The following is a 24,255-nucleotide window of genomic DNA, read 5'->3' as shown; positions in this document are numbered from 1 at the left end:
CTGACGTCAGCGCAGCGAGGATCTTTTTCGGAAATCGTGCCCCGGAATTTCCCTACACCGGCGTCAGGCGCGGCAGGCCGAGCCGGTCGCGCTTACGAAACAAACCGGATTAGAAGCGGCCGTTGATGCCCGCGGTGACGGTGGTGCCGCCGAACAGTTTGAACTGCATTTGATCGGGAATGCCGCGGTAGGCGGACTGCGGCGCGTTGGTCAGGTTGTTGACGTCGATCGAAAACGAGACCGCAGGACGCCACTGATAACCGAGGCTCACGTTGATCACGGTGCGGGGAGCGAGGTAGCGGCTGCGCGCGGGCGAGCCCTCGGTGAACTCGGTGATCGACTCCCCGGTGTAGTTCACGATCACGCGGGACGTGAAGCCGCGGTGCCGCCAGAAGACACTCCCGTTGGCGATGCGGGACACGAAGCCTTCGACATCGCGCGTGTCGCGGCGGCCACGTCCACCGTAGTCGCCGTGCGCCTCCAGCGCGCTGACGTTGGCGGTGAGGCCCAGGCCTTTGAGAAATCCCGGGAGGGAGGTGAACTGCTGCTGGTAGCTGACCTCGAATCCCTGCACGTAGGCGGTGCCGGCATTCGCGCTCGTGAGACGGGTGAAACCACCGTACTCGCCGGCGTAGCCGTTGTCCGTGCCGGTGCCGATCGTGCCGGAAGCAATGCCGCTGACGATGAAGTCGCTGATCCGCTTGCGGAACCAGCCGACGGACACGCTGCCGACGGGCTCGAAATAATATTCGAGCGACGTGTCCCAATTCTGCGCGACCTGCGGGAGCAGCGAGGGGTTGTTCACCGTGAGCGTTTGCGCGGCCTCGTTGATGGATTCGTTGGGCAGGAGGCTGGTCATCGGCGGGCGGCCGAAGCTTGTGGACCAGCTCAGCCGCGCCTTCCAGTGGGGCGAGAGATCCTGCGTGAGATGCACGCTCGGGAACGACTGGTTGTAACTGCCCTGCAACTCGCGGCGGGTGTTGCCGTAGTCTTTCAACGCCGAGCCGATGGGATCGCGCTGTTGGTCGGCGACCGAACTGGGCGTGCGCGCGCGGACCCAGCCCCAGCTGTTCGTCTCGGTCTCCTCCACGCGCACGCCGGCGAGGAAGCCGGTGTTCTTCACGCGGCCCTGGGCCATCGCGTAGCCGGCCGTGACGCTTTCCGTGACGCGGCGCGTGCCGGTGAAGCGCAGCATCTGGCCCCAGTAGCGATCTTCATTCCAGAGGGCGGGATTGATCGGGTTGCGGTCGTCGAAAAGCTGGCCGGCATACCAGAAGGGCACGACCAGGCCGGTCTTCGCGCTGTTCACGCGGCGGATCGAGGCGTCGGCGGGCAGGGTCGTGCCGAGATAGCTCCAGCGACGGTTGCGGTTGAAGTCATGCGCGAACTGTTCGCGCCAGTGGACGCCGGTCTTGAAGAACGTGCGCAGGGTCGGCACGTCGAACTTTACATTGGCGCGGGCTTCGCGGACCTCGTGATCGTTGTCGATGTTGTTGTTTTGGAAAAAACCGTTGAGCCGATAATTTTCCGCTCGCGTGATGTCGGGGCCGGCGGTCTGCGTGAAGCGCGGGTAAAGGTCCGACTGCGTGCGATCGAGGATCCAGCCGATATTATTCACGCGCATGGTGAAGATGCCGCCGTCGTTGCCGCTGCCGTTGTTGATGTGCGTGGCGCTGTAGAGCGCGCCGTAGTCGACCTGCACGCGGCCCCAGACGTGCTCGGCGCCGAGATCCAGATGCCGCATCCGCAGGAAGAAATTATTCGGTCCCATCGTCGCGACATCGAAATTCGACGCCGTGGACTGGCGCACCTGCGTCACGCGATCGGTGTACCCGGGGAGAATGCCGGCGGTGCCGGTGGTGCCGACGACCTGGTTGGTGAACGCGCGGGTGGTGAAGCGCAGTTTCCCCATTTCGTTGGCGTCGTTGTAAACCGCGTTGAACGTGAGCTTGGTCGCGGGCGAGAGACGATAGTCCGCCTTGAGATTCACGCTGGCCTGCTTGCGGTTGTTGTATTGGTCGAAGGTGTTGTAGTCCCAGAGAAACGCCGGCGTGCGCGTGGTGTTCTCGAAGTCGCGCGTGGTGCTGTGCGAGGCGCCGACATTCTCGCTGTAGAACGTGTTCACGGCGACGCCGAGGTTGCGGCTGCCGCCGAAGACGTCGAAGACCTCGGTGTAGCCAATGTTCAGCAGCGGATGACTGCGGTGCGGTTCACGCAGCGGAATCTGCTCGGTGAAAGGCGGCGCCCAGCGCACGGCGAAATTGTACGTGACGCGCCGCTTCTCCCGCTGAGAAAGCGGCGAGCGGCTCTTGAGGTTGATGGTGCCGCCGAGGGAATCGGCGCCCTTGTCGGGCGTGTGGCCCTTGGTCAGCTCGAGGCCCTCGAACATCGCGCCGGTAAGGTTGTTGATGCGGCCCTGGCGCGCCATCGCGCCCTGAGTCGAAAGCATCGCGCCATCGAGTGTGATATTGTTGAGCGTCGGTCCCATGCCACGAACGGTGAAGCCGTCGATGCCGTTTTCCAGATTCAGCGCGGCCGTCACTCCGGGGAGCAGGATGGCAAGTTCGCTGGCGCTCATGTTAGGCAGATTCCCGTAGGAATCCATCGCGACGACATTCTTCGTGTTGGGCGCGTTGCGCTGCGCGGTGATCGCGGCGGCACCACCCTCGCGTTCGCCGGCCACTGTGAACGCCTCCAGCTTGTAGACGCCGGTGGTGAGATCGAAATTGCGCACGGCGGTTTGATCGGCGGTGACGGAAAGCGTGGCGCGCGTCGTGTCGAGGCCGACGTAGGTGACGATCACCTCGTGCGTGCCGGCGGGCACCGACGTGAGGACGTAGCGGCCGGTGTTGTCGGTCAGCGCGACGAGGTTCAGCGCCGGGATTTCCACGCGGGCGCCTTCGAGCAGATTGCCGGTGCCGAGATTGGAAATGTTTCCGCTCAGCGTCGCGGCGTGCGCGACCGAGGAAAGCAGGGACAGGGCGAGGGTGAAAACGAGGACGCGTCCAATCAAATGCATGGCGGGGGTTCGGTCAGGGGTTGCCGGGGGTCGCGTGCAAGCGAAACCAAATGAAGTCGGAGCGCCATGATTATTTTGCCGCCGCTTCATTCAGCCCGGGTGTGACGGGTCGCAGTGAACGCGTCCTGCGAATGGCACTACGGCCCGGGGCGCGGCGCGCTCAGGTGAAAGAGCCCCCAGCCGTGGCCATCGGGATCGACAAAGCTATGCGTGTACATGAAGCCGAAATCCTCCGCCTTGTCGTAGGTGGAGCCGCCCGCGGCGAGGGCCTTCGCGACCAGGCGGTCAACGTCCTCGCGGCTCGCGCAACTGAGGTTGAACAACGCCTCCACGGCCTTGGTCGTGTCGCAGACCGCCTTGGGAGTGAATTCGCGAAACTTGGCGTGGGTCGTCAGCATGACGGAAATCGCGTCGCTGATCACCATCATGGCTGCTGTTTCGTCGGTGAACTGCGGATTGGATGAGAAGCCGAGCGATTTGAAAAACGCCATCGACTTCGGCAGGTCAGCGACGGGAAGGTTGAGGCAGATTTGTTTGATCATGGTGAATGGAGTCAGGACCGCTACTTCGACGAGTGACCGCGCTGAATTCCGACACGATCCCGTCTTTGGCGGATGACTTCGACGAGAAGTTACGCCCGGCGCAACGCGTGCGTCTGGCCGGCGTGCCGCGGGCCTCACTCCCGTTGGAATGCAGCGGTTCGCGCGAAGCGGCGGGCGGAGGGAGAAGGGTGGCGTTGCTCGGATGGGCGATCGCTCGCGGGTAGTGGCGTTCCACGGATTGGTCACTGGCGCGGTTCTGATTTGAGGTCGCACTGGCTGCGTCCTTCGGCCTGGATCCGCGCTGTCCCCTCAACCCCGTTCCTCCCATGTCCGACCACGATGCTGTAGAAAAACCGCTGACGACCGGCGAATGGTTCGTCACGCTGCTGGTGCTGGGCCTGCCCCTGATCGGGCTCGTCATGTATTTTGTCTGGGGCTTTGGCGCGGGAAATGTGGGCCGGCGAAATTTCTGTCGCGCGGTTCTGCTCTGGCTGGCGATCGCCTTCACCCTGGGCGTTCTCACGCTGATCGGCTTCCTGATCTTCGGCGGAACGCTCGCCGCCCTGTTGAGCCAGCAGGCCCAACGTTGAGTCGCGGTGAGGCAGACACGGGCCGTGCTGCTAGCGCACTTGGTCGGTGGATACGTCCATGATCAATCGAACCGCGAGGTAGAGTCGTGGCACGATCGATGACGCCAGCACGTACTCGTCGTTGGTCGAGTGGAAGCCGAAGCCATGGAGTCCGAGGCTCTCGATGACCGGTCCGCGCGCCTGCAGCGCCGCGAATGCAGCGTCCGTGCCGCCGCCCTCGGGCTTGTCCTGCACTGCGAGCTCGCGTCCGATTTCACGGTAGATGGTTTGCGCATGCGCGGCCAGCCGACGGGAGGCGGTCGTCGCCTCGAGTGGCGGGCGCCGGCGTTCGAAGTCCAGGTTCACCACCGCTTCGGGCAGGAGCTTGTGCTTGATTCGCTCCCGGAGTTTGGCTTCGAGCCGGTCATAGTCCTCGACGCGCAGCACCCGCACATCCGCGCTGGCGGTTGCCTCCGGCGGTATCATGTTCCGCGTTACGCCGGCTTGGGCGGTCGTCCAGTTCATCTTCAAGCCCCGATCCGCTTCGGACAAGTCGCGCGTCTGGAGAATCTGGTGCGCGAGTTCGTACAGTGCATTCACGCCGCGTTCCGGTGCCACGCCGGCGTGGGACCCGCGGCCTTGGACGCGCAGGTTGACGGACGCGATGCCGCTCGTGGCAAGCGTGATGCTATCGGAAGTGGTCAGCACCGATTCGAACGACAGCACGGCGTCGTGCTCGGCTCCCAGCTGCGTGATCAATTGCCGCGACCCTGGGGAGCTGAGTTCTTCGTCGCCATTGATCAGAACGGTCAGGGTCCGGTAGCTCCGAAACTCGAGCTGCTTCAGCAGCGATACCACGTGGAGGATGAGCGCGACCCCATGTTTGTCATCGGCGATGCCGACGCCGTAGACGCGATCGCCGTCGATGCGGAAAGGCTGCCGCGCGAGGGTGCCGCGCGGGTAGACCGTGTCCATATGCGCGAGCAGCAGAATCGAGCGGGTGCCGGTGCCGCTGAAGGTGGCCCGGACGGACGCGCCGATTTTTTCCGGCGTATCCGCCATGCGGTACAGTTCACGGCCAGCCGGAATCTGTTCCACGCGCCCGCCGAGTTCCGTGAGCCGGGCTGCGATCTGCTCGGCCGCTCGCGCCAGCCCTTCAACGTCGCGGCTTCCTGATTCGAGGCCGACGACCTGTTCCAGGGTCTTGAGCATCGGCGCCTTTTCGCGCTCGGCGAGTGACAGGACACGCTGATCAGGCGCTGCAGGGCTCAGGACGTGCAGCAAGGCGAGCATCGCCGCGGCCACAGTGCGGAAGGAGGCACGTTTCATTGTGGGCGCATGAACCCAGAACGTGCGGTCGAACGCAATTACGAGTGCGCCCGCAACGCGGCTTGCCGCCGGACGAAAGCCAGATTCCCAGCAAGACGCCGAGATGTGCGACCATCGCGAAGACGGTCGCGCTTTGAACTACGGCGTTGGAGGAAATGGCGGGAAGCGGCGACGGGAGCAGGGGGGGCTGCCTCTTACGTGTAACAGGCAGACCGCGATCCTTTTTCAGTTCGCCCCCGAGGTCGGGATCGCTCACCTTTCCGCTCTGCCGTGAGACGTTTCCCCTACGCACGTTCACTTCGGATCCAGGCTTCGGCTGGTATGAGGCGAGATGCCCTCCGGTGGCGCGGAGTCGCCCTGATCCACCTGCGTGCGACCGTCGCGATGATCGTCGCATGGGCGGCGACGTCACTGCCGGCTGCCGAGCCCAAGCCCGAGTTGGCGAACGAGCTCGACGTCAGGGCCGCGGCCAGGATGGGCGCGGGTGACTTGGTGGGTGCGCTCGCAAACGTCGAGCAGGCGATCATCCTGAATCCACGGGCTCCCTGGCCTTTCGCGCGGCGGGCGGCCATCCGGACGGCTCAGGGGGATCTGAAAGGCGCGCTCGAGGATGCGTCCCGGGCGATCACCTTGGATCCTGCGCTCGCCGCCGCCTACACGGCGCGCGGGCAGTGCCGTTTTGAGCTGGGCGATTTTGCGGGCGCGGCGGACGACCATGGCCGGGTCATTGCGCTCCTCCCGAACGAAGCGGAGGGCTACTGGAACCGCGCCGGTGCCCGGGTCGCGTTGGGCAGGTATTCCGCGGCGCGGGACGACGCCGACCGTGCGCTCGCCTTGAATCCGAAGGCGACACTGGCGTTGCGCAATCGCGCCATCGCCCGTTTGAAGCTCGGCGATCGAGCCGGGGCCGAGGCCGATTTCGATCGTGCAATCGAGGTCGCGCCTGGAGATGCGCAGAATTTTTTCAACCGCTCGAAATTCCGGCAGGATGAAAAGAAGGATCTGTCCGGAGCGATCGCGGACGCGACCCAGGCGATTGCATTGCAGCCGGGAAACGCCTCATTCCATAACGCCCGGGGTTTTGCGCGCCAGCGCGCCGGCGATCTGCCCGGGGCGATGGCCGACTATTCCCGGGCCATCGAGCTGAATCCGGAATTCGCGCTCGCGTATCAGAATCGCGGCGAAGCGAAGCGCGCCAGCGGCGATCGCTTCGGCGCCATGGACGATCTGGACCGCGCGCTGCAACTGCAGTCGCGGCCCAAGTCGGGTCGCTAGCGAGGTGCCGGCAAGCAGGTTCCTAGAGGCTGAAAACGCCAAGGTTGTTGGCGAGCTGCCTCGACGGCGCGCCCGCGCCTTCGTTCGAAAACGAGCTTTATACCAATCGCTCCTTGCTTTCGGACTTCTGGATTGATCGTGGCTACGAGCGCCAGCGAGTGGCCGAAGGGCCACTCGCTGGCGCTCGTAGCCACGGCCAAAGTCCAAAGGCAAAGGGCGAATGGTGTTAGCCCGTCGCCCGCATCGCGGAGATTTCCTTCGTGGCAATGCCGACGGGGCGATCAAGCGGGACACCGGCGCAGCCAAGCAGCGTGGTGAGCAAATCGCCCTGGTTGCCGCGGACATGGGTCAGGAAGCGACCGGTGTTGAGGGTGCCGCCGCCGCGGCCGGCGACGATGAACGGCAGGTTTTCCCGCTGGTGCTTGTTGCCGTCCTCCAGGCCGGAGCCCCACATCATGATGCAGTTGTCCAAAAGCGTGCCGTCGCCTTCGCGGATGCCCTGCATGCGCTTAATCATGTAGCCAAATTGCTCGATGTTGAACGCCGTGATGGCGGCGACCTTCCTCACCTTCTCCGCCTCGTGGTTGTGATGGGTGTTGGAGTGGTGGGTGTCGCTGAACCCAAGTTCCGGATACGAGACACCGTTCGGCGTGGAGCCAATGTACGTGCTGACGCGCGTGGTGTCGGTCTGGAACGCCAGCACGTTGAGGTCACACATCACCTGCATGTACTCGCTGCGTTTGTCGCCGAGCGGAATCTTGATTTCGATGGGCGGTGAATCCGGCGCGTGGCGCTTGCTCGTGCTGACGCCCGCCTTCTCCAACGCCGCTTCCTTTTGTCGGGATTCAATCGCGGCGATGCGACGCTCCACCGACCGCACGCTGTCGAGATATTCATCCAGCTTGTGCTGATCGTCGCGGGGCAGCGTGCGCCGAAGGTCTTTCGCGCCGCCGAGCACGAGGTCCAGCATCTTCCGGTCGAGTGCGCTGGCCTGCGTCGTCTGACCGGACGAACCCACGCCGCCGGTCTGATCGCGCATGCCGAAGAGCCGCTTGAGCACGCTGCGCGGATTGGTTTCGGCGGGGACGGCCTGCGTCGCGGAGCGGTAGCTGCAGTGCGAATAATAGCCTTCGTTCAGGCCCTCCTGGTTTTCCTTATGCGTCTGCGGCATCGTCGCCAGCTCCAGCGAGGGCAGCGAGGTGAGATGGCCCACGTAGTTCGCGGCAATCTGGTCGGCGGAGATCGCAATGTTGATCTGGCTGCGGCGGTCGGCATCGGGCAGCCGGGCCGTGAGCCACGTCGACAATTCGAGGGCGTGCGGCGCACCGTTGAACGGGGAGATCGGGACGCCGGAGATTCCCTTCATCAACAAGCATTGGCCGAGCACGGGTCCCAGCGACGCCAGCGCCGGCGGTGGCGCGGTCAGGAATGTTTCCGGACTGGCCGGCCAGAACTGATCCATGATCACGCCGTGCGGCATGTACATGAACCCGAGGCGCACGGGTGGCTTGGCCGCCTTTTTCTTTTCCGGCTCGGCCCAGCCCATCGAATCAAAGAGCGGGAGGGAGAGGGCGACGCCGATTCCTTTCAGACAAGCGCGGCGACTGATGAGGTGGGGGCTGCTCATGGCGGTGGGTGCTGGCTATTGAATGCGACGCTGGGTGAAGGGATAACTTGTCACGATCGCGGTGATCAAAGTCTGCATGCGGTAGCCGTCCTTGGCGATGGTTTCCATCAGCCGGTCCACCACAATTTCATCGTAGCCCTCGAGCTGGCGGCACAGGGCGTAGGCCAGGAGTTTCTCCGTCAGGTTGCGCGCGACGTCGACCTGCCGCGCGGCAATCAGCAGCTTCAATTCCTTCGGGGCGGAGAAACGCTTGCCTCCGGGGAGCTCGCCCGTGGCGTCGATCACGCCGCCCGAATCGTCGGTGTCGCGCCAGCGTCCGATGGCATCGAAATTCTCCAATCCGAAACCGATCGGATCGAGTACGCGGTGACAACTGGCGCACACGGCATCCGTGCGGTGCAACTCGGTGCGCTGACGCAGGGTGAGCGTGGCCATCTTGGCCCCGTCCCGGTCCTCGAGCGCGGGGACGTTCGGAGGCGGGGGCGGCACGTGTTCGCCGAGCACCTGCTCGAGCACCCACACGCCCCGTTTCACGGGACTCGTGCGGGTGGGAAACGAGGTTGTCGCCAGGATGCCGGGCATGCCGAGGATGCCGCCCCGGTTGGCGTCCGTGAGCGCAACGCGGCGCATCGCTGAACCGGTGACGGTTTTCTCCAAGCCATAGAGCGGGGCGAGCGTGGCGTTGAGAAACGTGTAATCGCTGTCCACGAAACTGACGACGCTTCGGTTGTCGCGCACGATGCTGTCGAAAAACAGCCGCGCTTCGTCATACATCGCCGTGCGCATCGCCGGGGTCATCAGCGGAAATTTCGCGGCATCGAACGTCTTCCCCTCGATTTCCCCGAGGCCCAGCCACTGCGCACCGAAGCCATCGAACAGCGCGCGCGATCGCGCATCCAGCAGCAGCCGTTTCACCTGCGCCTGCAGCGTCGCCGGCTCGTGCAGGGTTCCGTGGTCGGCGAGGGCCGATAACTCCGCATCGGGCATCGTCGCCCAGACCAGATATGACAGTCGCGACGCGAGCTGATGGTCGTCGACCGGCACAATCCTGCTCCCCGGTGCGGGCTCGCCGGCCGGTGTGATGTAGAGAAACTGCGGCGAAACGAGGATCGACTTGAGCATCAAGCCGAGCGCCGCCGCGTGGGAGAGATGGTTTTCGCGCCCGAGATCGAAAACGGCCACCAGCACGTCCAGTTCCGTCTCCGAGGGTGGACGGCGATAGGCGGCGCGGGCGAGGGAGCGGGCCACGGTGCGGGCGGAAGCGCGGGCGTCACTGCCGGGGGCGGGTGGTTCGCCGAAAAGGCGCTGCTGCACCGGCGCCGGCGGCGCGCCCTCGGGGGCGAGCACGCGTTCCAGCACGGTGTTGGCGATGCGAAGATACTGTTCCGACTGGAGCGGCGAGAACGTATTCAGAAAACCCTCACCGAGGACTTCCTCCGGCAGTTCCCGGCTCACGGCGGGATCCACGCCCAGAAGATCATGCAGGGTGTTGCCGTATTCCATCCGGTTGAGGCGCCGCAGCGTGAACCGTCCGGGATCCGGCGGGCTCAGGTATTTGAGCTGCGCGATCCACTCCGCAAACCGGCCACGCTCCTCGTCCGTCGGCTGGCGATCCGCATCTTCCGGCGGCATGTCGTGGACCTTCACATTGGTGACGGCCTGCTTCCAGTGTTTCGCGAAGCCGGCGTCGCCCGGGTATTTGAGCGCCGACTCGAAGTTCACGCCCGCCTTGGACTTCCGGTTGCTGTGACAGCTGATGCAATAGCTCTTCACGAACGGCGTCACCTGTTCGCGAAACGCCTTCTTCACCTCGGTCTGCCGCGCCGCGAGCTCCGCGTCGTTCGCCGGGGCGTCGCGGCAGGTGGCGGTCGGAAGCATCGCCACTCCCAGCAGGACCACGGCCATCAGGGCGCGGAGTGAATTTCCGGTGGCGGTCATGGGCGGCGCAGGTTCAACGGAGCGAATGTTCACGCGGCGCGATGCATGGCTCAATGTCAAACGAGGACGATGCCGCCTTCCGACCGGCCATGCGCGCCGCTCTCGACGGAAGCGGTGGTGCAGCAGCTTTCTCCGCGACGAAAATCCGCTCGCCATCGTTCTTCGATTTGCCCACACGCGCTGGGCAACCCCGCCGTGAGCAACCCTGCCCGCGTTTTTCCCATGCCTCGTGCTGCTGTCCTGAATACCATTTCCTTTGCTCGCCGCCTCGCCCTTGTCCTTGCGCTTGCGCTGGGCGCGAATGCCATGGCGGCGGGTGCCGCGGCGCCGGTGGCGACGCGACCCAATATCCTCTTCATCCTCGCCGACGACCTCGGCTGGTCCGGACTGAGTTGCTACGGCAACAAGGACGTCGCAACGCCGCATCTTGACCGGTTGGCGTCGCAGGGCATGCGTTTCACGCAGGCGTATGCCGACGCCCAGTGCTCGCCGACGCGGGCCGCATTCCTTTCCGGGCAATACGGCGGTCGCACGGGTCTCTTCAAAGTCATCGCCGAGAAAGAGCCGCCGCTGGCCTACCTGCGTCCGCCAGTGACCGATCTTACATTGTCATCCGACGTCGCGAACTTGGCCCGCACGCTGCGGAGTGCCGGCTACACCACCGGATTGAGCGGCAAGTGGCACATCGCGAACAACGCGTTCGTCGCGCAGCTCAGGAAGCGCGAAGAGGGAAAATATTTTGATCGTTACGGCTTCGATTTCGCCGGTGCCGCCAATCCGGCAGTGGATCGCGAGGACAAGACCGTCGCCGCGATCACGAATGACATCATCGGGTTCATCGAAGCCAACCGCGCCCAACCCTGGTTCGCTTATGCGGCGCACCTCACGCCGCACGCTCCATTCGCCGCGCCGAAGGCGCTGGTCGAAAAGCACGTCGCGCGCGGCTTCAAGCGCAGCTCCACCCCGGGCGGTAAATTCTCCGAGCGGCCCACCGCCAACTACCTCGCCATGCTCGAGCACATGGACAACGAGGTCGGGCGGCTCCTGCGCCGGATCGACGAACTTAACCTCGGCGAGCGCACCCTCGTCATCTTCGCCGGCGACAACGGCGGCCTGTCGCGGGTGTCCGACAACGGCGTCCTGCGCGAAGGCAAGGGATCGCCGTACGAAGGCGGCATCCGCGTGCCGCTGCTCGTGCGTTGGCCTGGCACCGTGAAGCCCGGCAGCGAGTGCGCGGTGCCGGTGCACTTCGTCGATTTCTATCCCACCTTCGCCGCAATTGCGGGTACGAAGCCTCCCCCCGGCCACGTGCTTGACGGCGAAAGCCTCCTCCCACTCCTGCGGCAGAGCGGACCGTTGCAGCGCGCCGCCCTCTACTGGCACATGCCGACGTATACGGTGCCCTATGGACGCTCTCCGTGCGCCGTGGTTCGCCAGGGCGATTGGAAACTCATCCACTGGTTCGGCGACTACCTGGACACCCGGGGGCTCACGCCCGACGACACGCCTTATGGCAAACTCGTGATCGGCCCGCGCACCGAGCTCTACCACCTGCGCGACGACGTGAGCGAAACCCGCGATCTGGCCGCCGCGCAGCCGGCGCACGCCCGGGAACTCCGTGCCGCCCTCGACACCTGGTTGAAAACCGTCGGGGCGAAGTTTCCCACGAAGAATCCCGACTTCAACGCGGAGCGTTGGTGGAGCGGAACGGCTGAGGGTGCGGAAGCGGTGAAATGACCCGGAGTCGATCAGGGCCTTCACCATGAACCTGAACCTTCGCATCATCCGTTCGCGCCTTATGTCCTCGGTCCTGCGCCCACTCGTGGGATCGAGTCTGGCCGGCCCGGCTTAAAACGTCCCCTTGGCCCCAAAGATCCACGCCGAGCCGTAGTCCTGCCGCTGGCGGAAACGCGCGCTCGCGGGCGTGTTCGGGCCGAAACGCTTCACGTCCTCAGGGGTGCTGCCGACGTTGCGGAGGCTGGCGAAAAGGCTGATGCGCTTCGTGACCGCGTAGTCGCCGTAGAGATCCAGGAGCAACTTCTTCGCCCGCCATTCGTAAGTGCCGGCTTCGATGCCGCGGCCGGTGATCGCACCCAGTCGCGCCGGACTCCGATAATTCCAGTTCGCCTTCAGGTTGAACGTCTGGCGCGAGAGGCTGATGCCCCAACTCCCGCTCCGCGGCACGAATCCCTGGAAATTGCTCGCCGCGTCGCCGGTGGCGCGTTGCGCACTCACATTGGCGAAGACCTGTACGCCGCGCGCCCACGGGGGGAGAAATGTCAGGGCCTGCCGATAATCCGCTTCGACGCCGGTCATGCGCACCCGCGAGGTGAGGTTGTAACTCGTCTGCACGTCGTAGGCGCCATACTCGTCCGGATCGAGATTGTAGAGTTCAAGGAATTCCGCCGTGGGCGTGAACGCGGTCGTGCCGAAGAAGTTTTCGAAATCGCGTCGAAAGGCCCCGATGGAAAAGGCACCCACCCGCTGGAAATAGTATTCGAGCCGCACCTTAGTCGTGTTCGCGCTCCACGGTTTGATCGCGACATTGCTGACCTGGATGCGGTTGTTGGTCGCAGGGAGCGCCTCGGTGTTGGGCAGGGTGACGCCACCCGTGTATTGATTGGTGTCGGGCCGGCCGATGGACGTATACCACGAAACCCGCGCAATGAGATTCTCGCGCACGTTGTAGCTCGCGTTGATGTTCGGGAACCAGCGGAGGTATTCCTTCTTCGCCGAGAAGCCGCGGTCGAGGTAGGTGAGACGCGAGACGCCCAGCGCGTCCGCCGTCGGAACGATGGGTACAGTCTGGACGCCGGCCAGGTTGGGATTGCCGTCGATCACCCGGCCGCTCGCGTCGCGTTGAAAGTTCAGCGTGGGATCCGTGAACGGGCCCTGCGCCCTGACGTTGGTCTGCTCCGCCCGCACTCCGCCGACGAACTTGAGTCGTCGCTCGAAGAACGCGACATCGGCGCGCAGGTAGGCCGACGAGATGATTTCCTCCAGGTACTTCGACTGATCAATCAGCGAGCGGTAGGCGTTGTTGGCGTTGCCCTGGAAATATTCCGGGTGCGCCTTGAAGAGATCGTAGAGGGCTTCCTGTTGGACCCATTGAATCCTCCCGAAGCCATAGGGGGCGACGCGCTGGGAAAAGGTGCTGTCGAGGACGACGGCTGCGCTGTCGTCGTTGCCGATCGGCGTGGAACTCGTGCGTCCATCTGCGCCGGCGAAATTCCAGGACGGCGAGTATTTGCGGATGTCGCGGACGGATTGTTTCATCTCGAGGCCGCCTTTCAGCGCCAGCGGGACGCCGCGCACATCGAGGTCGCGGCGCAGATTGGCGAACGCGGTGCGCTGCAAATCCATCGACTCCTGGTAGCCCAGGCTCGCGGAGGTCAGGGAGTAGTTCGCGAGATTGTACGGATCGACCGGCCGGCCGGACGCATCCGTGACGGTGATACGGTTCGGCCGCAGATAGAAGATGTCGTCGAAGCTGACGGTGACGCCCGTGCGGGTCGCGACGGAGTTGTTGAAGAACCCGCGATAGTCGTCGCGATAGTGGTTGCTCGCATGCGAATTGCCGAAGCCGGCTTCGGCCTTCCAGATCGGTCCGTCGTGACGGTAGGTGATCGTGGGGGTGTACGTCGTGCCGGACTTCTGCCGCATGCCGCTGTTGTTGAGTCGGATCGTGCCCGCGCCCGGCTGGCCATGCGTGAAGGTCGGGTCGAAGTCGCCCGGCGCCACGCGATTCACGACGAAGGTCAGCATGCGATTGCTGAGTTCGGCGTCGAAAAACGCCCACTGAAACGAAAACGAAAGCCGGTCGTTGCGCGCGAGCCGGTAGTCGGCGGTGAGCCCGAAGGACGTGCGCTTGCTGAACTTGTTCGCGTCCTGCACGGCGTAGTCGGTGAGGTAGGGGCGGTCGACGGTAGTGTCGGGAAACTGGCTCGCCGGCGGCGTCCCGGTGCCGGCGGCGGTGAGGCCGTTGGTCGTCGCGCCGACCCCGCGCCAGTTGTTCTGCGAGTAGTCCTCGCTCGTGTATTGATTGCTGTGGGCGCCCGAGACGGTGAAGCCGAAGCGCTTGTTCACCGGCACGACCCACGAGAAGTCGAAGCCCGGTTTTATCTTCCGCGTGGGCGTCACCCGCGGGCCGGGCGTTTTGTTCCAATCCTTGTAATTGTCCTTCATCATCAGGAACACGCTCGAAGTGAGCACCGGCCGCGAACGCTCGAACGCGCTCCGCGGTACCATGTTGATCGAGCCGGCGAGGGCCGAGCCCGGCGATTCCGGCGTGGGCGAGTGATGCACTTCAAAGCGCGCGACGTTGTTCACCGAGGTCTGCTCGAGTTCGATCTGGCGCGAGGTGCCGGACGAGGCGGCACTGGCCAGGCTGAAGCCTCCGACCGTGATCGGCACGTTGTTGGCGGGCACGCCGTTCATCGAGATCGTGCGCATGTCGCCGCCGCCGGTGTCCACGGTGATACCGGGAAGAAATTTCAGGAAATCCCCCGCGTTGCCCTCGACGACGGCGCCGAATTCATCGGCCGAGACGACGTTGACGATGTTGGCCGCGAAGCGCTGCTCGTTGATCGCGATCGCGGCCGCGTCCATCTCCTTGGTGGTCGCGACGACGAAGGAGTCGAGTTTCACGACCGCACCAGGGGCGGTGGGCCCGCGGCCCCGCGCCGCAAGTTCGAAGTCACGCTGTGCGATGGCGCCGGCGGTGACGGGCACCGCGACCGTCTGCCCTTCGAGGCCGGTGTAGAAGATCTTTACGCGGGCGGTTCCGGCCGGGACGTTGGTTAGTCGGTAGGCTCCGCTGGAATCGGTAAAGGCCTCGAGGGTGGTGCCCTCGACGGTCACGCGGGCCCGCTCGATGAACTCGCTGTTGGTGGGATTGAAGACGCGGCCTTCGATGGTGCCGGTGGCCGTCGGCTGGGCCGCGGCGAACGATATAGCGAAAAACAACGCCACCAATGCGGCGGCCAGACCGAGGGGACGGGGTAGGGGCATGCTCCGCAGCGTGCCCGGCCGCCGAACGGTGCGCTAGCCAGAACTGGCTACCCGCGTGCAGGGGCGGCCGGGTCAGGTGATAATCCCTCGTCCGCCGCCGCGCCTGACCGAAGCCGCCTGGGACCGCGACCGCCCCCGGTCGCAATCGGGAAGCGACCGAGGGCGGTCGCGGTCCGCCTCAAACCAATTCAAACCTTCGTCGGTCAATCCGCGTGGTCAGGAGTGAGTCGTGACGGCCTGAGCCTTCGCGGTGAGCGCAGCCCGCTCGCGCCGATCCTGCCGTCGCTGCGCGATGCGTCGGATCGCGACATAAAACACCGGCGTCAGCAGCAGTCCGAAGAGTGTCACCCCAAGCATGCCCCAGAAGACCGCGGTCCCGAGGGCGCGCCGCATTTCCGCGCCCGCACCGGTCGCGAGCGCGAGGGGCAGCACGCCGAAGATGAATGCAAACGACGTCATCAGGATCGGGCGCAACCGCAGGCGCGACGCCTCGACCGCGGCCTCCACGATCGGCCGGCCGTCGTCCTCGAGTTGCTTGGCGAATTCCACGATCAGGATCGCGTTCTTGCTCGCGAGTCCGACAAGCACGACGAGTCCGACCTGGGTGAAGATGTTGTTGTCCTGCCCGGCGAAATACACGCCGCTCAACGCGCTCAGCAGGCACATGGGCACGATCAGGATCACCGCGAGCGGCAGGCCCCAGCTCTCATACTGCGCCGCGAGCACAAGGAAGACGAAGAGCACGCACAACGGAAAGACGTACACGATCGAGTTGCCGGCGAGGATTTGCTGGTAGGTGAGATCGGTCCATTCGAAGTCGAAGCCGCCGGGCAGTTCCCGTTTCGCGACGCGCTCGACGGTGGCGATCATGTCGCTGGAGGAGATGCCCGGCTGCGTGTTGCCGGTGACATCTGCGCTCGTGAACATGTTGTACCGCTGCACGCGGTCCGCGCCGCCTATCCGGCGCACGGATACGAGGGAGCCGAGCGGAACCATCTTGCCGTCGCGATTGCGCATCTGGAGGCGGGCCACGTCCTCCGGGGCGTCGCGGAAGGCGGGCTCCGCCATCGCGAACACCTGATACGTCCGGCCGAAGAGGTTGAAGTCGTTCACGTAGACCGACCCCAGCGAGACCTGCAGCGTTTCGTTCAGCTCCGTGAGCGAGACGCCGAGATTCTTCGCCGCGGCGCGGTCAATATCGACGAAGTATTGTGGCGTGTTCGAGCGAAAGCCCGTGATGAGCGAGGTGAACCCGGGCTCCTTCGCCAAGCCATCCATCAGCGCGCGCGTGGCCGCGTCGAGCGCCGCCATGCCGGCCCCGTCAAGGTCCTGGACCTGGATTTTGAAACCGCCCGAGTTGCCGAGGCCTCGCAACGGCGGCGGCGGCAACACCAGGACGCGCGCTTCCTGAATGACGGAGAACTTCTGCCGCAGCGATGCCATCATGGCCTGGGCCGTGAGTCCCTTGCGTTTCGAGAAGTCCTCGGGAATCACGAAGGCCGCCGCCACGTTGGACTGGTTTGCCTGCAGCACGGAAGAGTAGCCGCTGATCGCAAACGTGTGCGCGACGCCGGGCTCGGCCCGCGCGATCTCGTCGACGCGCTTCACCACGGCGTCGGTGCGCGAAAACGACGCGCCGTCCGGCAGCTGCACCACGACGAGAAAATAACCCATGTCCTGCGTGGGAATGAAGCCGGTCGGCACGCGCACGAAGGCGAAGACCGTCAGAGCGAGGAGAAGCACGTAGCCGAACAGCCCGACGCCGACATGCCGGACCAGCGCCCGGACCAGGAGCGAGTAGCGGTTGCCCAGCCAGTCGAAGAGGACGTTGAAGCGGGCGAAGAAACCATGGATCAACCGCAGGGGCGCACGTTCGTGGACGATGTCCGGCTGGTGCTCGCGCAGGAGCAGGGCGGAGAGCGCCGGCGAAAGGGTCAGCGCGTTGAAAGCGGAGATCACCGTCGCGGTCGCAATGGTGAGCGCGAACTGGCGGTAGAATTGCCCCGTGATGCCGCTGAGGAACGCGACCGGCACGAACACCGCGCAGAGCACCAGCGCGATGGCGACGAGCGCTCCCGACACTTCCTGCATCGCGCGGAGCGTCGCTTCCCGGCGGTTGAATCCGAGCCGCAGGTAGCGTTCCACGTTTTCGACCACCACAATCGCGTCGTCGACCACGATGCCGATCGCGAGGACGAGCCCGAAGAGCGACAGGTTGTTCAACGATGAGCCCAGCAGCTTCATGACGGCGAGCGTGCCGATGAGCGAGACGGGCACCGCGATGAGCGGGATGATCGACGCGCGCCACGTTTGCAGAAACAGAATGACGACGAGCACGACCAGGCCCACGGCCTCGAGCAGCGTGTGGAGCACCGACTCGAAGCTCTGGCGCACGAAACGCGTCGGGTCATAGTTGATCCGGTAGTCGACGCCGGCGGGGAAACGTTCCTTCAGTCGCACCATCTCCGCGTAGACGGCGTCCGCCGTTTCGAGCGCGTTGGTGCCGGGCAGCTGGAAAACGCGGAGCGAGACGGCGTTCTTTCCATCCATGTAGCTCTTCACGGAGTAGTCGCGCGCGCCGAGTTCCACGCGCGCCACGTCCCGCACGCGGATGACGTCGCCGTTCGCGCCGGTCCGCAGCACGATCGTGCTGAAGTCTTCCGGGCGCGTAAGCCGGCCCTGGGCGGTCAACGTGTATTGAAAGCCCGTGCCCGTGGGAGCCGGCTCCTGGCCGAGACTGCCGGCCGCGACCTGGACGTTCTGTTCGCGAATCGCGCGCACGACGTCGCCGGGAACCAGTTCGCGCGCCGCCAGCTTGTCCGGATCAAGCCAGATGCGCATGGTGAACTCCTGGCCGCCGAGCGTGTTGGCGTCGGCCACGCCAGACAGACGGGCGATGCGGTTCTGCACCTGCAGCGCGACGTAATTCGCGAGGTAAAACGTGTCGCGCGAACCGTCCGGAGAGAAAAACTGGACCGCGAGCGTCAGGTCGGGTGACTGCTTCTTGGCCGTCACGCCGAGACGACGCACGTCTTCGGGCAGGCGCGGCAGCGCCGCGTTGACGCGGTTCTGCACCTGCACCTGGGCGTCGTCGAGATTCGTGCCGAGCTTGAAGGTCACGACCAGCTGCAGCCGTCCGTCGCTCGTGCCCGACGACGACATGTAGAGCATGTTTTCCACGCCGTTGATTTCCTGCTCGAGCGGAGCGGCGAGGGTGTCGGACACGGTCTGGGCGTTGGCGCCCGGATACGACGCCGACACGATCACCGTGGGCGGGACGACCTCGGGATACTGCGAGACCGGCAATTGGAAATACGCCAGCGCACCCATCAGGGTGATGACGATGGAGGTGACCGTGGCGAAGACCGGACGGTCGACGAAATAGCGCGGAAGATTCATCGGCTCGGAGTGGCCGCGGCGGTCTTCACGGCGGGCTGCATCGTGGTTTCCTCGACGTTGACCACGGCGCCGGCGCGCACGGCCATCAAGCCGTTGATCACGACGCGATCGTCGGCCCCGAGGCCTTCGCGCACGATGCGGAGGCCCTGCTCCATTGGCCCGACTGCGATCGTGCGCTGCGTGGCTTTGCCGTCAGCGCCGATCACGTAGACGAAAGCGCGGCCTTGATCGCTGCCGACTGCGGTGTCGCGGATCAGGGCAGCGTCGTAGTCGCCGCTGCCGGGAATCCGGATGCGCGCGAAAAATCCCGGCGACATCAGCCGCCCGGGATTGGAAAAGATCCCGCGCGATTTGATCGAACCCGTGGTCGCGCTGATCTCGTTGTCGACGAAATCAATCGTGCCCTCGTGCGGAAAGCCTTCCTGGTTGGCCAGACCCATTTGCGCGCGGATGGACTGGTAGAGCGCGCTCTCGCGTTTGCCCGTGCGGGCGAGCTCGCGGTATTTCAGCGCGGAACGCTCGTCGACGTCGAAGTAACAGTAGATCGGATCGAGCTGCACGATCGTGGTCAGCACGGTGGCGCCGCTGGGACCGCCAGTGATGAGGTTGCCTTCGGTCACCACCTTCCGGCCGATGCGGCCGGAGATCGGGGCGGTGACGCGGCACCATTCGAGATCAAGCTTGGCCTGATCTACCTGCGCCTGCGCGGCGGCGAGGGAGGCTTCGGTGCCGATCCGCGACTTCGCCTTCACTTCCGACTCCTCGATGGAGATGGCCTGCGTCAGCAGCAGTTTCCCGGCACGCGCGGCCTCGGCGGTGGCCAGTTCGAACGAGGCCTTCGCCTTGTTCAGTTCGGCCGTGGCCCGGGCCAGTTCGGCCTCGTAGCGGCGCGGATCGATCACGAACAGCAGGTCGCCCTGTTTCACGTCACGGCCTTCCGTGAAATGCGTGCTCTGCAGGTAGCCGCTGACGCGGGCGCGGACGTCGACCGAGGCAACCGCGCTCAGCCGGCCGGTGAACTCATCCCACTCGGCCAGGCGTTTCATCACCGGCTTGGCCACGGTCACGTTGGCGGGGGCGGTTTGAGTCGCAGCGGGCGGCTTGCGACAACCGGACGAGCCAAAGGCGAGTGCGACACCGACGAGAATAAGTAGGGGAGGGAGAGGAAGGCGCAGCATGTGAGAGACGAAACAGGTCGACGTACGGACTTAGACATCGATACGGAAAAAGCCAACGTGGCCGGCAATCTCTTGGCTTCGCAGCCAGAGACTTCGGCTGCGGCGTCACGATGCGCTTGGGCGGGACTGGACGAGGTGGAGTGAGCCGCAAGGCGTGGCGCGCTGAAGCAGGCGCGCTCCTATGGGTTATGCACTGCGAGGTGTTTGTGCAGGAAATCTTCGATCGCGACGCCAGCGCCGCCCTCGTGCATGGAACGGGCACCACGACCACCGGTATCCAGCCACTCTGGCGCGCGGCCCGCTGCGCTCATTTTGCCCCGTAAAGCTTTCGATTGTCCGGCGTATGTGGGTGACGTCACGGCGAGCATGACGGGTGGCGAGAGTAGGTTAACGTGACTAATGGGGGATCGTTGACCGAGAAGCTCGCGCGTCGGTCCGAAGAAAGTCCGTTGCGCACTGTGCGTAAGTCCAGATTGCTCCGCGCTCAAATCCCGCGGCGCCTCCCACGCCGTGAGATCCGTTTCGGGGTCAATCGCCACTACACACGCTACGCGTTCCGGTGCGATTTGTGCCGCCCGGATCGCCAACAGTCCGCCGAAGCGCGCACCTGCAACTGCCACCCGCGTTACCTCGAGCCCGGCGCGCCCGGCCACGTGATCGATGCCCTCGAACATATCCCGGGCCGCAATCGTGTCCGGCGCCGGCCGTCCGGCGAGCCAATGGCTTGCACCGAGGCCGACGATTCCGCGGTGATTCACCTCAACCACTGCATATCCCATCATTGCCAGCATCGCGACATGCGGAGAGTAACCAGCAGGAATCCGCATCCAGGGCCGCGGCTGGAAGTACGCGATCACCGGGATAGGTTTACTCGACGGCTTCAGTGGCATGGTCAGGTGCCCGCTCAGGATACTGCCATCCGCTCGCGTGAGCTTCCAAGGAGTGACGTGCACGGAAGGTGTCGTCGGATGAGGCGGTCGTAGCGTCAGAAAGGTGCGAAGTCTGTTGGTCGAAGCCGTGTAGATGCCATACGTCCCGGCATCCACGCGGTTTGACAGCAGCACCAGAAAACTCTCCCGGGCGGTGTCCCAATTTTCGATCTGCACCCCATGCGCCGGTGCAAGCGCCTCGATCTTCAACTGCACTTCGCGAAGTTCCTCGTCAGCCCAGATCGCGGTGCGTCTCTCCCCATCGTAACGCACCCCTGCGAGTCGGCCGCTCACCGGGTCGAATACCAGATCGGAGTCGTCGAAGAGTGCCGAGTTGTGCAACTCGGCCAAATCAAAGCCGGGGTGCTCCAGGGCGAAGCCCGTGCGCCGCCCTGTGCCCGGATTGAACCCGTAGATGCCGACTGTTTCACGACCGACATTTGAGGCGATGAGCAGCGTTTCGGTGTCGCGCGTAAAGGCCAGCGGGGTCGTATGCCGCGCAAAATAATTCTCCGCGGAGAGGGCAAACTCAGGATCTCCCATGCGTCCAGCCGCCGCGTCCAGCGACACCCATGCACCGGATTTTCCGCCTGGATCGCGCAGGTAAAAACGCTCCGCATCCTTTCGGATTTCATGCCAAACACGCGCTCGACCCTGCTGATCGACAATGACACGACCGACGAGCTTTTCGCGCCACACCGACTCGAAATCCGAAGTCTTGAGGTGAAATTTGACGATGCGCGCTTCGCGCTTCTCTCCGATTTGGGCGAAGGACTCGTAACCGACGACATAGACGAAATCCGGGTCGGCGGGTGGGAGTGCGGCGATTCTCGCCAAGCCTAGAGAATCGCTCTTGGGTGTCGCGGCGAACTTGTTGCCGCCGACGGGCAACCAGCGGAAGTGCTTCCCGTCCGAATTTAGAACGGCAAAATTGCTGAAGCCGAGATGCACCAGCAGCCGTTCGGAATCGAGCCAGCGGAGTTGCGGCAGGTAGACGCTGAGCCCGGCGTCGAAATCAGAACCGAGGTTTGCTGCGACAGAAGCGGTCGCGAGATCAATGATGCTGATCTGGGCTCCCGACGGCACCGACCTCGAAACAACAGCCACTCGCTTCCCATCGGGTGAAATGGCCGCAAGATCAGCCGCGGGCAGGGCAAACGCTGCCCGGTATTTTGCCGCACGATCAGGGTCGGCAGACCATCCCTGTGTAGCGGATGCGAGTGCACACAGGAGTAGAAGGAGGCGAAGCGCAGGAAGCACGGAGGGAAACGCGTGGCGGCGAAGAAGCGTTCAAGCGCGTTGCAACGACGCGTCAATGCTCGAGGCGACGTGGCGGGCGAAAGGTGTGAATTGTTCCAGGTTTTGAATGTTCGCCAGAGCGTCGATTACGATTCGAAATATCAGGGGGCGTTTGGATGCCGACGTCCGAGCCTCTCAAGGCCAGCGCGCGCACCGGCGTGCTGGGGCGCGACCCGCAGTGCCTCCTGAAAATGAGCCGCCGCCTCCGCATTCCGCCCGAACGCCAGCAATGCCCGGCCGAGGGCGTGCCGCGCTTCGGGATTGTCCGGTTGCAATGCGACGGCCCGCTCGAAGTGCGGCAACGCCTCCGCCACACGGTCGTGCAGGGCAAGGATCAGCGCCCACTTGAATTCCACATCGGCCAGTTCCGGTTGCAGCCGGTGCGCCTGTTCAAATTGCGCCACCGCTTCCGCAACGCGCCCCTGATTGCCCAGCGCCCAGCCCAGATTCACCCGCGCGGGCGTCAGCTTCGGATTCAGATCGAGCGCGCGGCGGAAGGCTGCGATGCCGTCGTCGGCCCGCCCCAGTGTCATCAGCGCCGCGCCGTGGGTGTTGTGTGCAGCGGCGAAACGCGGCTGGAGCCGCACTGCCTGCTCGAGCAGGGGCAATGCCTCGCTCGCGCGTCCAAGGCGGTTCAGTACGTTGCCCAGCGTGTTGAGCGTTTCGGGCCGGCCGGGCTTCAACGCGAGCGCCTGCTGCAGGTGCGGCAGCGCCTTTTCCGGTTCTCCGGCATCGTCCCAGGCCGTGCCGAGATTGAGGTGCGCCGCCCAACTCGACGGATTGCGCGCGAGCGTGCTCTCATACAGTGCGAACACGTCACGATACTGGCCGCTCTGCCGCCACGTGAGCGTGCCGAGGATCATGAGTACGGCCGCGGCCAGCGCGGGTCCGCTCCAGCGCGGCCAGGCGAGACGCGCGAACCCGCGCGTCGCGCCCGCGGTGAGAAACGCGATCATGCCGATGCTCGCAAGATACTGGAAGTGATCCGCCACATACGAAAACACGAACGGGTACACGTTCACGAAACCGAGCACGGGAAAGAGCGTGCCTCCGAATAGCAACGCCGCGGCGAGCGGCGCGCGATCGCGCCGTCGCCACCAAACGAGCGCGGCGAGCAGCAGCAGCGCCGCCATCGGAAACAACCACTGCCACGCGATCGTCGCGTCGATGGTCCAGCGTGGGTAGAAGAACGTCAGGTCCGCCGGCCAGAGCAGTTTGCCGAGATAGAACCACACGACGCGGCCCGCGAGGAGCACGCGCTCGATCCCGCCGAGGGCGAAGTCGGCGCCACTCGCGCCGATCTGCGTGGCTTCGAGGTGCGCGGTCACGAGACCGGCGCCAAGTCCGGCGCCGAACCACGGCAGCAGCGGACGCACCTCACCGCGCCACGACATCCGGCCGTGCCGCCACCACGCGACCACGAGCAGCGCGGCGGGCAGCGTGGCGGTCACGGTCTTGGTCAGCAGCGCCGCGAGAAACCACAGGCTCGCCACGGCGTAGCGCCCGGGTCGCCGATCGTCCTCGAAGCGCAGCCACGCGAGCGCGGCCGTGAGATAAAAGACCGTCGAGAGCGTGTTCTTCTGCTCCGCGATCCAGGCGACTGATTCGACCGCCACCGGATGCAACGCAAAGACGAGTCCGGCCAGAAGCGCACCGGGAATCGCGAGTCGCCGCAGGAATGCGATGAGCAGGCACGCCGACGTGGCGTGCCACAGCACATTGACGAGGTGGTAGCCGGTCGTGGCGTCGCCCCAAAGGCGATGCTCGATCCAAAAGGCCGTGTGCAGGAGCGGATAATACTGCTGCGTCGCTCCGACCTCGAACCAGATACGCCCGAGTCCGGACCACGATTGCAGACTGGGATGCGTCACATGGCCGGCATCGTCCCACAGGAAGTCGCCCGTCAGGGCGGGGAAGTAGGCGACGAGCGTCGCCATGAGAATGAGCGCGAACGCTCCACTGATCGGCCAGCGACCGGCCTCCCGGACGGTGGTGGACACCTCGCGGGATGAGGGGGATCGTGACAGTGGCTTCATCGACACGGGACAGCGAACGAATCACGTCGTTGTCGTGCAAGGCGGGATCCTGTCCGGAGCCTGGGACCGCGACCGCCCCCGGTCGCTTGATGATCAGCGACCGAG

Annotated in this window: 13 protein-coding genes; 3 read left to right on the top strand and 10 right to left on the bottom strand. The window is 64.8% G+C overall.

All coding sequences use genetic code 11. The features are described from left to right. Positions 1-109: 109 nt before the first annotated feature. Both ACLJEU_RS15145 and ACLJEU_RS15140 read right to left on the bottom strand, forming a co-directional pair. Positions 110-3,019: a TonB-dependent receptor gene (locus ACLJEU_RS15145; RefSeq protein WP_414661604.1), complete on the bottom strand. Its 2,910-nt coding sequence runs from the start codon at positions 3,017-3,019 to the stop codon at positions 110-112. Between the two features lie 137 nt (positions 3,020-3,156). Beyond that, entirely contained in the window at positions 3,157-3,561 is a 405-nt protein-coding gene (locus ACLJEU_RS15140) for a VOC family protein (RefSeq protein WP_414661605.1), read from the bottom strand. 326 nt (positions 3,562-3,887) lie between these two features. On the opposite strand from ACLJEU_RS15140, the gene ACLJEU_RS15135 reads away from it, so the two are divergent. After that, on the top strand, positions 3,888-4,151 hold the full coding sequence (locus tag ACLJEU_RS15135) for a hypothetical protein (RefSeq protein ID WP_414661606.1): 264 nt from the start codon (positions 3,888-3,890) through the stop codon (positions 4,149-4,151). A 30-nt stretch (positions 4,152-4,181) separates the two neighbouring features. Here ACLJEU_RS15135 and ACLJEU_RS15130 read toward each other — a convergent pair whose 3' ends face one another. Continuing rightward, a complete protein-coding gene (locus tag ACLJEU_RS15130) occupies positions 4,182-5,459 on the bottom strand; it encodes a glutamate carboxypeptidase (protein WP_414661607.1) in 1,278 nt (425 codons plus the stop codon). 384 nt (positions 5,460-5,843) lie between these two features. Here ACLJEU_RS15130 and ACLJEU_RS15125 point away from each other — a divergent pair, with 384 nt between their 5' ends. Further along, on the top strand, positions 5,844-6,734 hold the full coding sequence (locus ACLJEU_RS15125) for a tetratricopeptide repeat protein (protein WP_414661608.1): 891 nt from the start codon (positions 5,844-5,846) through the stop codon (positions 6,732-6,734). 226 nt (positions 6,735-6,960) lie between these two features. Here ACLJEU_RS15125 and ACLJEU_RS15120 read toward each other — a convergent pair whose 3' ends face one another. Next, positions 6,961-8,361, bottom strand: coding sequence for a DUF1552 domain-containing protein (locus tag ACLJEU_RS15120; RefSeq protein WP_414661609.1), 1,401 nt, complete (start codon positions 8,359-8,361; stop codon positions 6,961-6,963). Between the two features lie 15 nt (positions 8,362-8,376). Further along, positions 8,377-10,299 (bottom strand): DUF1592 domain-containing protein, encoded by a 1,923-nt coding sequence (locus ACLJEU_RS15115; protein WP_414661610.1) that lies wholly within the window; start codon positions 10,297-10,299, stop codon positions 8,377-8,379. Positions 10,300-10,521: 222 nt separating this feature from the next. Between ACLJEU_RS15115 and ACLJEU_RS15110 the strand changes: the two genes are divergently transcribed. Continuing rightward, positions 10,522-12,036: a sulfatase gene (locus ACLJEU_RS15110; protein WP_414661611.1), complete on the top strand. Its 1,515-nt coding sequence runs from the start codon at positions 10,522-10,524 to the stop codon at positions 12,034-12,036. A gap of 111 nt (positions 12,037-12,147) precedes the next feature. Here the strand turns inward: ACLJEU_RS15110 and ACLJEU_RS15105 are convergent, their stop codons facing one another. From ACLJEU_RS15105 to ACLJEU_RS15085, 5 genes are all read right to left on the bottom strand, one after another. After that, the gene (locus ACLJEU_RS15105; protein ID WP_414661612.1) at positions 12,148-15,309 is read right to left on the bottom strand and encodes a TonB-dependent receptor; all 3,162 of its coding nucleotides are present in this window, start codon (positions 15,307-15,309) and stop codon (positions 12,148-12,150) included. 216 nt (positions 15,310-15,525) lie between these two features. After that, positions 15,526-18,708, bottom strand: a complete 3,183-nt coding sequence (locus tag ACLJEU_RS15100; RefSeq protein ID WP_414661613.1) for an efflux RND transporter permease subunit — start codon at positions 18,706-18,708, stop codon at positions 15,526-15,528. Beyond that, complete coding sequence (locus tag ACLJEU_RS15095; RefSeq protein ID WP_414661614.1) at positions 18,705-19,886, bottom strand: efflux RND transporter periplasmic adaptor subunit; 1,182 nt, start codon at positions 19,884-19,886, stop codon at positions 18,705-18,707. The genes ACLJEU_RS15100 and ACLJEU_RS15095 overlap by 4 nt, the downstream gene beginning before the upstream one ends. A gap of 179 nt (positions 19,887-20,065) precedes the next feature. Next, positions 20,066-22,075, bottom strand: a complete 2,010-nt coding sequence (locus tag ACLJEU_RS15090) for an alpha/beta hydrolase family protein (protein ID WP_414661615.1) — start codon at positions 22,073-22,075, stop codon at positions 20,066-20,068. 140 nt (positions 22,076-22,215) lie between these two features. Continuing rightward, positions 22,216-24,114 (bottom strand): tetratricopeptide repeat protein, encoded by a 1,899-nt coding sequence (locus ACLJEU_RS15085; protein ID WP_414661616.1) that lies wholly within the window; start codon positions 24,112-24,114, stop codon positions 22,216-22,218. Positions 24,115-24,255: the final 141 nt, after the last annotated feature.

The organism is Terrisphaera buseokensis (assembly GCF_047521145.2).
Classification (GTDB): domain Bacteria; phylum Verrucomicrobiota; class Verrucomicrobiia; order Opitutales; family Opitutaceae; genus ER46.
Note: the sequence above shows the minus strand (reverse complement) of the source record. Positions and strands in the feature narration are given on the sequence as shown.

Coding starts and splice junctions, on each gene's coding strand:
- ACLJEU_RS15095 (WP_414661614.1), bottom strand. CDS start 19,886: ATGCTGCGCCTTCCTCTCCCTCCCCTACTTATTCTCGTCGGTGTCGCA.
- ACLJEU_RS15110 (WP_414661611.1), top strand. CDS start 10,522: ATGCCTCGTGCTGCTGTCCTGAATACCATTTCCTTTGCTCGCCGCCTC.
- ACLJEU_RS15120 (WP_414661609.1), bottom strand. CDS start 8,361: ATGAGCAGCCCCCACCTCATCAGTCGCCGCGCTTGTCTGAAAGGAATC.
- ACLJEU_RS15130 (WP_414661607.1), bottom strand. CDS start 5,459: ATGAAACGTGCCTCCTTCCGCACTGTGGCCGCGGCGATGCTCGCCTTG.
- ACLJEU_RS15100 (WP_414661613.1), bottom strand. CDS start 18,708: ATGAATCTTCCGCGCTATTTCGTCGACCGTCCGGTCTTCGCCACGGTC.
- ACLJEU_RS15115 (WP_414661610.1), bottom strand. CDS start 10,299: ATGACCGCCACCGGAAATTCACTCCGCGCCCTGATGGCCGTGGTCCTG.
- ACLJEU_RS15145 (WP_414661604.1), bottom strand. CDS start 3,019: ATGCATTTGATTGGACGCGTCCTCGTTTTCACCCTCGCCCTGTCCCTG.
- ACLJEU_RS15135 (WP_414661606.1), top strand. CDS start 3,888: ATGTCCGACCACGATGCTGTAGAAAAACCGCTGACGACCGGCGAATGG.
- ACLJEU_RS15140 (WP_414661605.1), bottom strand. CDS start 3,561: ATGATCAAACAAATCTGCCTCAACCTTCCCGTCGCTGACCTGCCGAAG.
- ACLJEU_RS15105 (WP_414661612.1), bottom strand. CDS start 15,309: ATGCCCCTACCCCGTCCCCTCGGTCTGGCCGCCGCATTGGTGGCGTTG.
- ACLJEU_RS15125 (WP_414661608.1), top strand. CDS start 5,844: ATGATCGTCGCATGGGCGGCGACGTCACTGCCGGCTGCCGAGCCCAAG.